The 15,134-nt window shown below is 59.3% G+C and carries 14 protein-coding genes and 1 pseudogene; 7 read left to right on the top strand and 8 right to left on the bottom strand.

Features of this window, described 5'->3' with window-relative positions; translation table 11 throughout:
• The first annotated feature begins 63 nt into the window (after positions 1–63).
• Positions 64–972 (top strand): alpha/beta hydrolase, encoded by a 909-nt coding sequence (locus V6Z53_RS15055; protein WP_338586324.1) that lies wholly within the window; start codon positions 64–66, stop codon positions 970–972.
• Positions 973–1,062: 90 nt separating this feature from the next.
• On the opposite strand, the gene V6Z53_RS15050 is transcribed toward V6Z53_RS15055, so the two are convergent.
• The 5 genes from V6Z53_RS15050 to V6Z53_RS15030 form a co-directional block, all read right to left on the bottom strand.
• Entirely contained in the window at positions 1,063–1,497 is a 435-nt protein-coding gene (locus V6Z53_RS15050) for a hypothetical protein (RefSeq protein WP_338586322.1), read from the bottom strand.
• Positions 1,498–1,741: 244 nt separating this feature from the next.
• On the bottom strand, positions 1,742–2,290 hold the full coding sequence (locus V6Z53_RS15045) for a cupin domain-containing protein (protein ID WP_338586321.1): 549 nt from the start codon (positions 2,288–2,290) through the stop codon (positions 1,742–1,744).
• Positions 2,291–2,572: 282 nt separating this feature from the next.
• On the bottom strand, positions 2,573–3,871 hold the full coding sequence (locus V6Z53_RS15040) for an FAD-binding oxidoreductase (RefSeq protein ID WP_338586320.1): 1,299 nt from the start codon (positions 3,869–3,871) through the stop codon (positions 2,573–2,575).
• Between the two features lie 52 nt (positions 3,872–3,923).
• A complete protein-coding gene (locus V6Z53_RS15035; protein WP_338586319.1) occupies positions 3,924–5,414 on the bottom strand; it encodes an aldehyde dehydrogenase in 1,491 nt (496 codons plus the stop codon).
• Positions 5,415–5,590: 176 nt separating this feature from the next.
• Positions 5,591–6,967, bottom strand: coding sequence for a glutamine synthetase family protein (locus tag V6Z53_RS15030; RefSeq protein ID WP_046042407.1), 1,377 nt, complete (start codon positions 6,965–6,967; stop codon positions 5,591–5,593).
• Positions 6,968–7,248: 281 nt separating this feature from the next.
• On the opposite strand from V6Z53_RS15030, the gene V6Z53_RS15025 reads away from it, so the two are divergent.
• The 5 genes and pseudogenes from V6Z53_RS15025 to V6Z53_RS15005 all read left to right on the top strand — a co-directional run bounded on the left by V6Z53_RS15025 (position 7,249) and on the right by V6Z53_RS15005 (position 12,537).
• Positions 7,249–8,010 (top strand): gamma-glutamyl-gamma-aminobutyrate hydrolase family protein, encoded by a 762-nt coding sequence (locus V6Z53_RS15025; protein WP_338586318.1) that lies wholly within the window; start codon positions 7,249–7,251, stop codon positions 8,008–8,010.
• Between the two features lie 327 nt (positions 8,011–8,337).
• Entirely contained in the window at positions 8,338–9,480 is a 1,143-nt protein-coding gene (gene potA, locus V6Z53_RS15020; protein WP_338586317.1) for a polyamine ABC transporter ATP-binding protein, read from the top strand.
• 29 nt (positions 9,481–9,509) lie between these two features.
• Entirely contained in the window at positions 9,510–10,391 is an 882-nt protein-coding gene (locus tag V6Z53_RS15015; protein ID WP_338586496.1) for an ABC transporter permease subunit, read from the top strand.
• Positions 10,388–11,272, top strand: coding sequence for an ABC transporter permease subunit (locus V6Z53_RS15010; protein WP_338586316.1), 885 nt, complete (start codon positions 10,388–10,390; stop codon positions 11,270–11,272). The genes V6Z53_RS15015 and V6Z53_RS15010 overlap by 4 nt, the downstream gene beginning before the upstream one ends.
• A 167-nt stretch (positions 11,273–11,439) precedes the next feature.
• Positions 11,440–12,537, top strand: a pseudogene (locus tag V6Z53_RS15005) (polyamine ABC transporter substrate-binding protein).
• A 229-nt stretch (positions 12,538–12,766) separates the two neighbouring features.
• On the opposite strand, the gene thpR reads toward V6Z53_RS15005, so the two are convergent.
• Positions 12,767–13,306, bottom strand: a complete 540-nt coding sequence (gene thpR, locus V6Z53_RS15000; protein WP_338586315.1) for an RNA 2',3'-cyclic phosphodiesterase — start codon at positions 13,304–13,306, stop codon at positions 12,767–12,769.
• Positions 13,307–13,414: 108 nt separating this feature from the next.
• Here thpR and V6Z53_RS14995 point away from each other — a divergent pair, with 108 nt between their 5' ends.
• On the top strand, positions 13,415–13,609 hold the full coding sequence (locus V6Z53_RS14995) for a hypothetical protein (protein WP_338586313.1): 195 nt from the start codon (positions 13,415–13,417) through the stop codon (positions 13,607–13,609).
• 15 nt (positions 13,610–13,624) lie between these two features.
• On the opposite strand, the gene V6Z53_RS14990 is transcribed toward V6Z53_RS14995, so the two are convergent.
• Positions 13,625–13,978, bottom strand: coding sequence for a DUF1428 domain-containing protein (locus tag V6Z53_RS14990; RefSeq protein WP_338586312.1), 354 nt, complete (start codon positions 13,976–13,978; stop codon positions 13,625–13,627).
• 14 nt (positions 13,979–13,992) lie between these two features.
• On the bottom strand, positions 13,993–15,057 hold the full coding sequence (locus V6Z53_RS14985; RefSeq protein ID WP_338586311.1) for a hypothetical protein: 1,065 nt from the start codon (positions 15,055–15,057) through the stop codon (positions 13,993–13,995).
• Positions 15,058–15,134 lie beyond the last annotated feature (77 nt).

Raw genomic sequence — 15,134 nt, 5'->3', positions numbered from 1 at the left:
CGATCATCCGCTGCGAAAGCGGCTACGCTCAGCATTTCCACGACCCTGTCTGGAGACAGTGCCATGATTCGCACCCTGCTCACCGCTTTCACGTTGCTTGCCCTGAACCTGCCGGCACATGCCGCCGTCATGCCGTTCCCCGAAGCCTTCCGCATTCAGGACATCGCCGTCGATGGCGTCACGATGCACGTTCGTGTGGGTGGCAAAGGCCCGGCCGTGGTGCTGTTGCATGGTTTTGGTGATACCGGCGACATGTGGGCGCCGCTGGCTGCGGACTTGGCGCGCGATCACACGGTCGTGGTGCCGGACTTGCGCGGCATGGGTTTGTCGTCGATTCCCGAGGGCGGTTATGACAAGAAAACCCAGGCCGGTGACATTCGCGGGGTATTGGCCGCGTTGGGCATCGAGCATTCAGTGGTGATCGGCCACGACATCGGCACCATGGTCGCTTTCGCTTATGCCTCGCGCTATCCGCAACTGACCGACCGCCTGGTGGTGATGGACGCGCCGGTGCCGGGCATTCCACCGTGGAACGACATCGTTCGTTCGCCAATGCTGTGGCACTTCGACTTCGGCGGGCCGGACATGGAGCGCCTGGTGGCCGGGCGTGAGCGCATCTACCTGGATCGCTTCTGGAACGAATTCGCCGGCAACCCCGCCAAGGTCGATGAAGAGATCCGCCAGCACTACGCCAAACTCTACGCCCGCCCCGGCAACATGCGCGCCGCCTTCGCGCAGTTCCGCAGCATTCGTCAGGATGCCGTGGATAACGAAGCGTCGATGGCAAAGAAACTGAACATGCCGGTGCTGGCCATCGGCGGGGAAAAATCCTTCGGCGCCAATGAAGCGATCGTGATGCGCAATGCTGCAGACAAGGTCACGGAAGTAGTGATTCCCGGGGCCGGGCATTGGTTGATGGAGGAAGCGCCGACGCAGACCATTGCTGCGATTCGCGGATTTATTGAGAAGTGATGTCGTGAGTACCGCAAACTCACTTTTTTACACCCAAAAAAAGGGACACCGATTGGCGTCCCCATTTGTCGTCAGCGCTAAACAGTTCAATCAATGCTTCATGGCTTCACACTGATTTCGCAGGTCCTGGTTATCGATTCCCCCGCAACTGCCACTGCCGGTCTTGGCTTCGCAGAACCTGCGCTGGTCCTGATTATCGATGCCACCGCAACTTCCGCTGCCTGTTTCCGCCTCGCACATTCTGCGCAGATCCTGATTGTCGATACCGCCACAGCTGCCACTACCGGTCTTGGCTTCGCAGTACCTGCGCTGATCCTGATTATCGATCCCCCCGCAACTTCCGCTTCCCGTCTCTGCCTCGCACATTCTGCGCAGATCCTGATTGTCGATGCCGCCGCAACTGCCACTGCCGGACTTGGCTTCGCAATACCTGCGCTGATCTTGATCGTCTATGGCGCCGCAACCATTGGCAAAGGCATGTCCGCCAATACCAAACATCAACAACATCGCAAGCACTAGTCTCATCACACACTTCCTTGGGCTTACCAGGAAACAGCCTGGCACTGCTTGATCCGGTTTTAATGAGCGTCGCGACACGCTATCAAATTGACATCAACCTTTGAAAAAGTTCCGGGACCGGTTCGAGCCACAACGACACAGGTCGTTGTGTTGCACTCTTCAGAACGAGACGCATAAAAAATCCGATGCCTGAAAGGGCATCGGATTTCTTATCAACCATGGTAATTACAGTGTCCGTCAGCAAGCGAAATCAGAAATTCGCCGGCGTATTCGCACTGATGATTTCCGCCTCATCCGCGCCGATATTGCGAAACCGGTGTGGCAGTGTCGTCGGGAAGTAATAGCCATCCCCGGCATTCAACACACTGATCTGCCCATCGACAGTCAGCTCAACCGTACCCCGCGTCACCAACCCGCACTCCTCGCCTTCGGAATGCACGATCGGCTCTTCCCCGGAGCTGGCGCCCGGTGCGTATTGCTCGCGCAGCAAACGCATCTGCCGGCTCGGTACGGAGGCGCCGATCAGCAAGAGGCGCAGACCGTGGCGGCCGAGGTCCGGTTGTTCACTGGCGCGGAAAACGTATTGGTGTTCGCGCGGAGGCTGGTCGAAAGTGAAGAAGTCGGCCAGGGACATGGGGATGCCTTCGAGCAGCTTTTTCAGGGAGCTGACGGAAGGACTGACGCGATTCTGTTCGATCAGGGAAATGGTGGCATTGGTGACGCCGCTACGCCGGGCCAGCTCGCGCTGGGACATTTTGTAGCTTTCGCGTACTAATTTGAGTCGTGAGCCCGTGTCCATGACAGCCTTATGTGTTTGGTACTTAAGGGTAATGGGGGTGGAGAGCAGGCGCGGATCACGCCGTTTTCCGGTCCCGGAAACGTGAAAGGCGGGTATTAAATCACGTTTGTGGGTGTTGCTGTAGGAGCAAAGCTTGCTCGCGATGGGGGTGTATCAGGCGACCTGATGCTACCTGATCTGACGCTATCGCGGGCAAGCCTCGCTCCTACAATTGGGCTGCGGCGAGCCGAAAAATAAAAGACCGGCGGTACCTTTTAAAGGCCACCACCGGTGAGGTAACGCTTAGATGCCGAAACGGTCGCGCAGCGAGTAGTACACGGCGCCCATGGCGGTGAGCGGCGCCGAGAAGGTGCGCCCGCCGATCATCGGCATGTGCGGCAACGATGCAAACGCGTCGAAACGCTCGGCGTCGCCGCGGATCATTTCCGAGATCAATTTGCCGGCCAGGTGCGAACAGGTCACGCCGTGGCCACTGTAGCCCTGCATGTAGTAGGCGTTTTTCTCGATGCGACCGAATTGCGGCATGCGTGACATGGTCAGCAGGAAGTTGCCGGTCCAGCGGTAGTCGATGTTCACGTCCTTCAGTTGCGGGAAGGTCTTGAGGATTTTCGGCTTGATCAGTTGCTCGATGTCGTCCGGTTCACGGGCGCCGTAGACCACGCCGCCTCCGTACAGCAAACGGTTGTCGGCAGTCAGGCGATAATAGTCGAGCAGGTAGTTGCAGTCTTCGACGCAGTAGTTGTTCTTGATCAGGCTGCGCGCTTGCTGCTCCGACAATGGCTCGGTGACGACGATTTGCGAACCGCACGGCATGCTCTTGCTGGTCACGCGGTTGTCGAGACCTTGCGGCAGGTAGGCGTTACCGGCGATGAGCAGGTACTTGGCCTTCACCACGCCTTTTGCGGTGCGCACGGTGATCGGTTCGCCGTAAGTGATTTCCACCGCCGCCGATTGTTCGTAGATCTTGCCGCCCAGGCCGATGATCGCCGAGGCTTCGCCGAGGGCCAGGTTCAGCGGGTGAATGTGGCCGCCCTGCATGTCCAGCAAGCCGCCGACGTAGGCATCGGAACCGACTTCACGCTTGATCTCGGCTTCGCCGAGCAGCGTCAGGTTTTTGTTGCCGTAGCGTTCCCAGCTCTTCTTCTGCTCGGCCAGGCCTTTGAGTTGCTTCTTGTTCATCGCCGCGAAAATACCGCCCGGGCGGTAGTCGCACTGGATGTCGTAGTGCTGTATGCGCTGACGGATGATGTCGGCGCCTTCGAAAATCATGCTGCCGAGCACTTCGGCAGTCTTGTCGCCATAGCGCTCTTCGATCACGTCGACGTCGCGGCTATAGGAGTTGACCAGTTGGCCGCCGTTGCGACCGCTGGCGCCGAAGCCGACTCTGGCCGCTTCGAGCACGGTCACGCTGTAGCCCGCCTCGGCGAGGAACAGCGCCGAAGACAGGCCGGTGTAACCGGCACCGATCACGCAGACGTCGCAGTCCACTGCGCCTTCCAGTACCGGAAAGTCGCCGGTGAAGTTGCGAGTGGCGGCGTAGTAGCTGTTTACATGCTGTTGGGTTGAAGAGTTCTGTTTCATACGTTTCTCCGATGGCCGCCGCAGAACGCAAGCGACCGCCGCTTTATTGTTGTTAGAGCTTGATCCAGGTCGCTTTGAGTTCGGTGTACTTGTCGAACGCGTGCAGCGATTTGTCGCGACCGTTACCCGACTGCTTGAACCCGCCGAACGGCGCAGTCATGTCGCCGCCGTCGTACTGGTTGACCCAGACGCTGCCGGCACGCAGGCCGCGGGCGAAGGTGTGGGCCTTGCTCAGGTTGCCGGTCCATACACCGGCGGCCAGGCCGTAGATGCTGTCGTTGGCAATCGCCAAGGCTTCTTCAGCGCTATCGAAGGTAATGACCGAAAGCACCGGGCCGAAAATTTCTTCCTGGGCGATGGTCATGGCATTGGTCACGCCATCGAAAATCGTCGGTTCCACGTACTGGCCACCGGTGTTTTCGAGGGTGCGGCTGCCACCGGCGATCAACTGAGCGCCCTGCTCTTTGCCGATCCCGATATAGCGCAGCACGTTGTCCAGTTGACGCTGGTCGACGACCGCGCCGACCGTGGTCGCAGGATCGAGCGCATGACCTGGTTTCCACGCTTGCAACGCTTCCACCAACAGCGGAATGAACTGCTCGCGGATCGAGCGCTCCACCAGCAGACGCGAGCCGGCGGTGCATACTTCGCCCTGGTTGAAGGCAATGGCACCGGCCGCGGCTTGTGCAGCGGCACGCAAGTCCGGCGCATCGGCGAACACCACGTTGGCGCTCTTGCCGCCCGCCTCAGCCCACACGCGTTTCATGTTGCTTTGCCCGGCGTAGATCATCAGTTGCTTGGCAATCGCCGTGGAGCCGGTGAAGGCCAGCACGTCTACGTCCATGTGCAGCGCCAGCGCCTTGCCGACGGTGTGACCGAAGCCCGGCAGAACGTTGAACACGCCTTTCGGAATGCCCGCGTCCAGCGCCAGTTGTGCGACGCGGATCGCGGTCAACGGCGATTTTTCCGAAGGCTTGAGAATGAACGAGTTGCCCATCGCCAGCGCAGGGGCGAATTTCCAGCTGGCCATGATCAGCGGGAAGTTCCACGGCACGATGGCCGCCACCACGCCGGCCGCTTCGCGCGTCACCAGGCCCAGTTGATCGTGCGGCGTGGCGGCGACTTCGTCGTAGATCTTGTCGATGGCTTCAGCGGTCCAGCGGATCGCGTTGGCGGCCGCCGGAATGTCGATGCTCATGGCGTCGCTGATCGGCTTGCCCATGTCGAGGGTTTCGAGCAGCGCCAGTTCTTCCTGGTTGGCCAGGATCAGATCGGCGAAGCGAATCAGGATGCGCTTGCGCTCAGCCGGGGCCAGATTGGCCCAGACGCCGGATTCGAAAGCGCGGCGTGCGACGGCGACGGCGGCGTTGGCATCGGCTTCATCGGTACTGGCGACGTTCGCGAGGAAACGGCCATCTACCGGGCTGATGCATTCAAACGTCGCGCCGCTGGCGGCTGCGCAGTATTGACCGTCGATGAACGCACGGCTTTCGATGATTAGGGACTGGAAGCGTTGCTCCCAATCGCTGCGGGTGATTGTCATGGTTGTGACTCGACGCAGGGGAATGAGTGATCGTGTGAACAGACGGAGCGCGTTGTGAGTAACTTGTGGCGAGGGAGCTTGCTCCCGCTGGACTGCGCAGCAGTCCCATCTTTTGGGGGCCGCTACGCGCCCCAGCGGGAGCAAGCTCCCTCGCCACAAGTCGGGTGTCGGCTCCGTTAGACGGTATGCAAGTACCAGTTGTACTCAAGGTCCGAGATGGAGTTCTCGAACTCGGCCAGCTCGCTTTCCTTGCACGCCACGAATACGTCGATGTACAGCGGGTCGATGTACTTGGCCATGACTTCGCTGTCGTCCAGCTCGCGCAGTGCATCGCGCAGGTTGTTCGGCAGGCTTTGCTCGTTCTGCTCGTAGCTGTTGCCTTCCACCGGGGCGCCCGGCTCGATCTGGTTGGTCAGGCCGTGGTGAACACCGGCCAGTACCGACGCCATCAGCAGGTACGGGTTGGCATCGGCACCCGCTACGCGGTGTTCGATGCGCACCGAGTCTGGCGAACCGGTCGGCACGCGTACCGCTACGGTACGGTTGTCGATGCCCCAGCTCGGCGAGTTCGGCACGTAGAACTGTGCGCCGAAACGACGGTACGAGTTGACGTTCGGGCAGAGGAAAGCCATCTGCGCCGGCAGGGTCTCGAGCACACCGCCGATCGCGTGACGCAGCGCGGCGTTCTGCTCGGGATCCTCGCTGGCAAAGATGTTGTTGCCTTCTTTGTCGAGAATCGAAATGTGCACGTGCAGACCGTTGCCCGCCTGGCCCGGATACGGCTTGGCCATGAAGGTGGTGTCCATCTCGTGGTCGTAGGCGATGTTCTTCACCAGACGCTTGAGCAGGACCGCGTAGTCGCAAGCCTTTATAGGGTCGGCCACGTGATGCAGGTTGACTTCGAATTGCGCCGGGGCGCTTTCCTTGACGATGGCGTCAGCCGGGATGCCCTGCTCTTTCGCGCCTTCGAGGATGTCTTGCAGGCAGTCGACGTATTCGTCGAGGTCGTCGATCAGGTAAACCTGGGTCGACATCGGACGCTTGCCGGATACCGGCGAACGTGGCGATTGCGGACGACCGTTCACGTTGTCCTGGTCGATCAGGTAGAACTCCAGCTCGAACGCGGCGCAGATGGTCAGGCCCATGTCGTCGAACTTGCGCACGACATTGGCCAGCACTTCACGCGGGTCGGCGAAGAATGGCTGGCCTTCGAGTTCGTGCATGGTCATCAGCAGTTGCGCGGTCGGGCGCTTTTGCCATGGCTCGATGCTCAGGGTTCCGGGGATCGGGTAGCAGATCCGGTCGGAGTCGCCGATGTCCAGACCCAGGCCGGTGCTTTCCACCGTGGAGCCATTGATGTCCAGAGCAAAGAGTGACGCCGGCAGGTTAATGCCTTTCTCGTAAACCTTATGAAGACTGGTGCGCTCGATGCGCTTGCCGCGCACCACACCGTTCATATCCGCAATCAGAAGGTCGACGTACAAAACCTCAGGATATTTCTTAAGGAATGCGTTTGCTTCGTTGAGTTGAACGGTACGCAGAGGGACCGACATGTTGCACCTATTTAGCTGTTAATTATTATGTTCACTGCCCTTTCACGAGCCCAGTCAATCCGAAAGGCAAAGTGAAGTCAATAGCGAACACTCAGCCTTTGAACGTTTATTTTCGGGCCTCTCAGAGGGACGAGAGTGCCAGATCAGCCTTGAAACACACGTAAATCCTGAGGATCGGACGTGCGGCGTTTAGAATTTTTTACATGGGAGTTGTTAATTAAAATCAACAAGGCTAAGCTCCAGAAAAGCTCGTTCAAGTGTGAAACTTCGAGGTGATAAAAATGGCATTCAAGCCATTGATCGGCGTTACTGCATGCGTCAAACAGATTGGCCTGCACCCCTACCATGTCAGCGGCGACAAGTACTTGCGTGCTGTCAGCGTTGCGGCGCTGGGGCTGCCCGTCGTCATTCCTTCCCTGGCTGAACTGACCGAAATCGAGGACCTGCTGCCGCAGCTCGACGGTCTGTTGCTGACCGGCTCGCCATCGAACGTGGAACCCTTCCACTATCAAGGCCCCGACAGCGCCCCCGGCACAGAACATGATCCCCAGCGGGATCGCACCACCCTTCCCCTGATTCGCGCGGCGATTGCCGCTGGCGTGCCGGTGCTTGGCATCTGCCGCGGCTTTCAGGAGATGAACGTGGCGTTCGGTGGCAGCCTGCATCAGAAAGTCCATGAGCTCCCCGGCTTCCTTGATCATCGCGAAGCCAATCATCCGGACCTGGCGGTGCAATACGCCCCGGCCCATGCGGTGAATGTGCAACCCGGCGGTATGTTCGAAGCGCTGGATCTGCCTGCGGTGTTCCAGGTCAACTCGATTCACAGCCAGGGCATCGACCGCCTCGCTCCGGGCCTGCGTGCCGAAGCCGTCGCACCCGATGGCTTGATCGAAGCGATCTCGGTCGAACACAGCAAAGCCTTCGCCCTCGGCGTGCAATGGCACCCGGAATGGCAAGTGCTGGACAACCCTCCTTACCTGGGGATTTTCCAGGCGTTCGGCGAAGCGTGCCGGCAACGGGCGGCGTTGCGTAATTTGCGCTGACTCAAACCACTAGCACTCGATTTACTGCCCCCGTGAACAAGACGGGCGTGTCTTTGCGCGCCCGCCGTTCACGACAACAACACACTGCAATAACAACAAGTACTACCAGGCAGCCAGGATGGCGGCGCCGAATAAACCTGAAATGTATGGATAACCCTGTAGGAGCAAAGCTTGCTCGCGATGGCGGTGTATCAGACGACATCAATGTTGATTGATTTGACGCCATCGCGAGCAAGCTTTGCTCCCACAAGAGCCATACCGGGTTTGTAATCAACTATTAAGTTAGGCCGCGTTGGCCCGACGACTGAAACCTGTTGGGAGTTTCACATGGCAAACGCCTCCAGCATCTACAGGAAGGCTCTTGAAGGTCACCAGGCACCGAAAAAGGTGTTGGTGAAAGTCGACCGCGTCACCAAGAAATTCGACGAAACCACCGCTGTGGACGATGTGTCCCTGGAAATCCATCAGGGCGAAATCTTTGCCCTGCTCGGTGGTTCCGGTTCCGGTAAATCGACGCTGCTGCGCATGCTCGCCGGCTTCGAACGCCCGACCGAAGGCCGGATCCTGCTCGACGGTGTCGACATCACCGACATGCCGCCGTACGAACGTCCGATCAACATGATGTTCCAGTCGTACGCCTTGTTCCCGCACATGACCGTGGCACAGAACATCGCCTTCGGCCTCAAGCAGGATCGTTTGTCCAACAGCGAAATCGACGCCCGCGTCGAAGAGATGCTGCGTCTTGTGCACATGACCCAATACGCCAAGCGCAAACCCCACCAGTTGTCCGGTGGTCAGCGTCAGCGTGTGGCGTTGGCCCGCTCCCTGGCCAAGCGGCCGAAGCTGCTGTTGCTCGATGAACCGATGGGTGCGCTGGATAAAAAACTGCGCTCGCAAATGCAACTGGAGCTGGTCGAGATCATCGAGCGCGTCGGCGTAACCTGCGTCATGGTGACCCACGACCAGGAAGAGGCCATGACCATGGCGGAGCGCATCGCGATCATGCACCTGGGCTGGATCGCCCAGATCGGCAGCCCGGTCGACATCTATGAAGCACCGGTCAGCCGCATGGTCTGCGAATTCATCGGCAACGTGAACGCCTTCGACGGCACCGTGGTGGAAGACTTGGAAGGTCACGCGATCATCCACAGCCCGGACCTGGAACAGAAGATCTACGTCGGTCACGGTGTCAGCACTTCGGTGCAGGACAAGTCGATCACCTACGCGATCCGCCCGGAAAAACTGCTGGTCAGCACCACCAAGCCGGATGCCCGCTACAACTGGTCCAGCGGCAAGGTGCATGACATCGCTTACCTCGGCGGCCATTCGGTGTTCTATGTCGAACTGCCTGGCGGCAAAGTCGTGCAGTCGTTCATGGCCAACGCCGAACGTCGTGGCGCGCGTCCGACCTGGGACGATCAGGTCTACGTGTGGTGGGAAGATGACAGCGGCGTGGTACTGCGCGCATGAGAACCTTCAATCAGCAATTCCTGCGCCTGGTGCCCAGTGGGCGAAACCTGGTCATCGGCATTCCGTTCATATGGCTGTGCCTGTTCTTCATGCTGCCGTTCTTCCTGGTGATGAAGATCAGCTTTTCGGAAGCCGCGCTGGCCATTCCGCCCTACTCGGAGATTTACACTTTCGCCGAGCAGAAATTCAATCTGCTGCTCAACATCGGCAACTACACGTTGTTGGGCGAAGATGAGCTGTATCTCTCGGCTTATCTTGGTTCGTTGAAGGTTGCGTTGTTCAGCACGCTGGCATGCCTGGTGGTCGGTTTCCCGATGGCCTACGCCATTACCAAGGCGAGCAAGGAAGCGCAAAACGTCCTGATGCTGCTGATCATGATGCCGACCTGGACCGCGATCCTGATTCGCGTTTATGCGTGGATGGGCATCCTCAGCAACAACGGTTTGCTCAACGGTTTCCTGATGTGGACCGGCCTGACTTCGCACCCGATCGAGATCCTCAACACCAACACGGCCGTGTATATCGGTGTGGTGTATGCCTATCTGCCGTTCATGATCCTGCCGCTCTACGCCAACCTTGTTAAGCACGATCAGAGCCTGCTGGAAGCCGCGTCGGACCTGGGTTCGAGCACCTTCAACAGCTTCTGGAAAATCACCGTGCCGCTGGCCAAGAACGGCATCATCGCCGGCTGCATGCTGGTGTTCATTCCGGTGGTGGGTGAGTTCGTGATTCCGGAATTGCTGGGCGGCCCGGAGACCCTGATGATCGGTCGCGTGCTGTGGCAAGAGTTCTTCAATAACCGCGACTGGCCGGTGGCATCCGCCCTGGCGGTGGTGATGCTGTTGATCCTGATTGTGCCGATTCTGCTGTTCAACCGCAGCCAGGCCAAAGAGATGGAGGCACGGGGATGAAACGCTTCGGATTTTCAAAGTTCATGCTGATTTTCGGCCTGTCGTTCATCTACCTGCCGATGCTGATTCTGGTGATCTACTCGTTCAACGCCTCGAAGCTGGTAACGGTGTGGGGTGGCTGGTCGTTCAAGTGGTACGCCGGCCTGCTCGACAACTCGCAGCTGATGGGTTCGGTGGTGCGCTCGCTGGAAATCGCCTGCTACACGGCGATTGCAGCAGTCGCACTAGGGACGTTAGCCGCGTTCGTCCTGACCCGCGTCACCCGTTTCAAGGGTCGCACGCTGTTCGGTGGCCTGGTGACCGCGCCGTTGGTAATGCCTGAGGTGATCACTGGGCTGTCGCTGTTGCTGCTGTTCGTGGCCATGGCGCAGCTGATCGGCTGGCCGATGGAGCGTGGCATCGTCACGATCTGGATCGCCCACACCACGTTTTGTGCCGCTTACGTCGCAGTGGTAGTCTCCGCCCGCCTTCGCGAGCTGGACCTGTCCATCGAAGAAGCGGCCATGGACCTCGGTGCGAAGCCCTTCAAGGTGTTTTTCCTGATCACCATTCCAATGATCGCGCCGTCACTGGCAGCGGGCGGCATGATGTCGTTTGCCCTGTCGCTGGATGACCTGGTGTTGGCGAGCTTCGTGTCGGGCCCAGGCTCCACGACCTTGCCGATGGAAGTGTTCTCGGCGGTACGTCTGGGCGTGAAGCCCGAGATCAACGCCGTGGCCAGCCTGATCCTGTTGGCCGTATCGATCGTGACCTTCATGGTCTGGTACTTCAGCCGCCGCGCCGAAGCCAGCCGTAAACGCGCGATCCAGGAAGCGATGGACCAGACCGCCAGCGAATCGTGGCAACAACCTAAAAAGCAAATGGTAGAAGCGACGGCCTAGTCGTCGTTGCTCAGTTAACTGTGGCGAGGGAGCTTGCTCCCGCTGGGTCGCGGAGCGGCCCCAAAAGAAGGGACTGCTACGCAGTCCAGCGCGAGCAAGCTCGCTCGCCACAGGTTTTGTGTTCACTGTTTTGCGTATTTGAATAAAAAAGAAATGGAGTTGTACCGATGAAAATGTTTGGCAGGACTCTGCTGACACTGTCCTTATTGGGCGCGATCGCCTCGGGCGCCCAGGCCAATGACAAGGTTCTGCGCGTCTACAACTGGTCGGATTACATTGCCCCGGACACCGTCAAGAAGTTCGAAGACGAGACCGGGATCCAAGTGACCTACGATGTCTTCGACAGTAATGAAACCCTGGAAGCGCGCCTGCTGGCGGGCAAGTCCGGCTACGACATCGTCGTGCCGTCCAACAGTTTCCTGGCCAAGCAGGTCAAGGCTGGCGTCTATCAGGAACTGGACAAGTCGAAGCTGTCGAACTGGAAAAACCTCAATCCGGTACTGTTGAAAAACGCCTCTGCCAGCGACCCGGATAACGCTCATGCCTTCCCGTACATGTGGGGCTCGATCGGCATCGGTTTCAACCCAGAGAAGGTCAAGGAAGTGCTCGGCGCCAACGCCCCGACCAATTCCTAGGACTTGCTGTTCAAACCGGAAAACGCGGAAAAACTCAAAGCCTGCGGTATCAGCTTCCTCGATTCGCCGACTGAAATGATCCCGGCCGCCCTGCACTACTTGGGCTACCCGGTGAACGATCAGGACAAAGCGCACATCGCCGAAGCCGAAGCGTTGTTCATGAAGATTCGTCCGTCGGTGTCGTACTTCCATTCGTCGAAGTACATCTCCGATCTGGCCAACGGCAACATCTGCGTGGCCGTCGGTTATTCCGGCGACGTGCTGCAAGCCAAGGCCCGCGCCGAGGAAGCCGGCGACAAGGTGAAGATCGACTACAGCATCCCGAAAGAAGGCGCCGGCAGTTTCTACGACATGGTTGCCATCCCGCGTGATGCAGCAAACGTCGAGAACGCTTACCTGTTCATGAACTTCCTGATGCGCCCGGACATCATCGCCGAGATCACCAACAACATCGGCTACAGCAACGCCAACTCGGCGGCGACGCCACTGGTGGATGAAGCGATTCGCAACGATCCGGGTTCGTATCCGCCAGAAGCGGTGATGGCAACGTTGTATGCCATTCCTGATCAGCCGATTGGCGTGCAGCGGATCATGACTCGGGGTTGGACCAAGGTGAAGTTGGGTAAGTAATCAACACATAGATCCCATGTGGGAGCGGGCTTGCTCGCGAAGGCGGCGGCACAGTCAACATTGATGTCGTCTGACCCACCGCCTTCGCGAGCAAGCCCGCTCCCACAGGAGATAGTGCAAGACTCAAGATTTCCAATCATGCAGCGCCTTACCACCGCTGCATCACTCACCTGGCTCCTCGGTTAAGGTGAAGTTTGGCGCCCTCGGGCGCCTTTTTTTGTTTGGGCTTTTATCCGTTGCCCAGCGGCCATTCGGCCAGCGCCCGATAACGGCCCTTGTGCGATTCGAACAGGATGAAGCGATCGGCGCGCAGGAAAAATTCCGGCGGCATGGCGGATTCCGGGACCGGCGCGCGATAGTCGCGGGCCAGCGTCAGGTGCGGTCGAAACTCCCGTGGCGCATCCTCCAGTGCAAACGGCAACAACACCTGTTCCAGGTCATACACCAGCCGCAATAACGCTGGTGGTGCCTGCTCCGGCGCCAGGACCAACGCCCCGGCCCTGCGCCAGACATCCAATCGATCGAGCAACACGGTCAAACGTTCGCCCGATGTGCGCACAGACGCAGCCGCATCACAGATATCAGCAATCTGCGCTATGGCGACCGACCCCAGAAACTTCAGGGTCAGGTGAAAATTCTCCGCCGGCACCGGGCGCCCACTCCTCAGCTGCAACGCGCTGCGCCATTGGGCGATGGCCTTGCGTTGCGCCGGGGCGCAGTCCAGGGCGAAGAACAGTCGTTTGAACGGTTCACGGGATTCGTCAGTCATGCGGGGGATCTCTTGCCGGATCACTTGAGTCTACAACCGACAAGGCGTTTCTGGCGCCTTGCGGCATGCGCGTTATAGTTCAAGCAAACCAATCAACCGGAGGTGACCATGCGCCAGATCCTCAGCAAAGAGCCGTGGTGGGCCGCCCCGCCCAAGCCCGGGCAGGACGAGTTCGAGCTGGAATGGGGTTGGCTGGTGCATTACAGCGAAGGCGAACCGCGTTTCGAGTTCATCCGCGAGCGGCCGACGGATAACGAAATCCGCGACCGCAAGAGTTGCAGAATCACCCCGGCGGCGGAGTGATCCTGCGATTTCGGTTCAAGCTTTCACGATCATTTCAAAACCGCCGAAAATCATCCTTTGACCATCGAACGGCATTGGATTGACGTCTGGCTGGACCCTCGGATCGGTCATCAACTTCGCCATCCCGGCATCACGGGTAGGCTTGTCCGGCCAGACAATCCAGGAAAACACCACGGTTTCGTCCTCTTTGAGTTTCACCGCCATGGGCAGCGAGGTCACCTTGCCGTCGGGGACATCGTCGCCCCAGCACTCGGCGAGGCTGAGCGCGCCGTTCTCGATGAAAATGGCAGCGGCCATCTCGGCGTGCTTCTTGAACTTTTCGCGGTTGGCGGTGGGTACAGCAGCAACAAAGCCATCGACATAAGACATGAGTGTTCTCCTTTTCATGGGTTGATCTGCTGGTTAGTCGATTGACTGGGGCTCCATTCGACATTGCCGACATCCTGGCCGACCGGCGGTTGCGCACTACCGGCCAGGCTGCCTTCGATCTGCGCCGCCATGTACAACGTACCGGCCATCACGCCGCTGGTCGGGTTCTGCACCAGCTTCGTCCAGGCCTTGTCGAAGGTATTGCCCAGGCTGCTGCGGATCAACGCCTCGCTGTCCGGGCGATCAGCGGCCTGAATCAATGCACGAATGCCCGCGACCCCCACGGTAATCAATCCCCCGGCCAGTTTGCCCGCTGCTGCTGCCACCGCACTGGCCGCCCCGCGCGGGGCCATTTCGGCTTCCATGCGTTGGCTGGCGCGCCTGGCCACGGGAGCCATCGCGGTGTCGGTGGAGTCGACGCCTTTCTCGCCACCGGCCTTGTGCACTTTATCGACCAACGCGGCGTATGCCGGTAACGAGTTCAGCGGCTCGGCGTGGACGACCGTGTACAGCGAAGCATTCCGCGCCGAGGGTGGTCCGAGGGCGATGGCCGGGACTTTCTGGATGCGGCCGTTGAGCTGGGCCATCGGCACGCCGTGGCGTTGCGAGATTTTCTGCAGTTCTTCTTTGAGAATGTCCACGTAGAACGCGGCCGCCAGGCTGAGTATTGCGTCCGGATCAATCTCAACCGCCACCGGTGCCAGCACCCTCTCCTGATATTGCTCCAGCAGATAAGCAGCCAGGCGTTTTTCCGAGGTGTCCTGTTCGCCCTTGGCGCTGATGGTGTACCAACTGACTTTCATCGACAGCCATTCCTGGGTCCAGTAGCTGCTGAACCATGGGATGAAGTTCTCTTCGGTCAATTGATAGACCCGGGTGCGCCAGTAATCCATGGCGCCGCGGGCGTAGATTTTGGTCTGCTCGGTGGCCGATTGCGAAGCTGAGACAATTTCCCGATCGACTTGCTGCCAGGTGCTCGGCGATATCATCACCTGCGGCACTTCCACCGGCGCGCGCGGTGCCGTGACGCATCCCGCCAACACCAAGAGCACGGCGACGATCAGCGAACGCAGGTTCAAGATCGCGGTTCCCAAAAGTCTGCGCCGAACCGAGTGCCCGGCGCTCAAAAGGCCCTGATTTGAGTATAGGTGGCGGT

The sequence above is a fragment of the Pseudomonas sp. MAG733B genome (assembly GCF_036884845.1).
Lineage (GTDB): Bacteria > Pseudomonadota > Gammaproteobacteria > Pseudomonadales > Pseudomonadaceae > Aquipseudomonas.
Note: the sequence above shows the minus strand (reverse complement) of the source record. Positions and strands in the feature narration are given on the sequence as shown.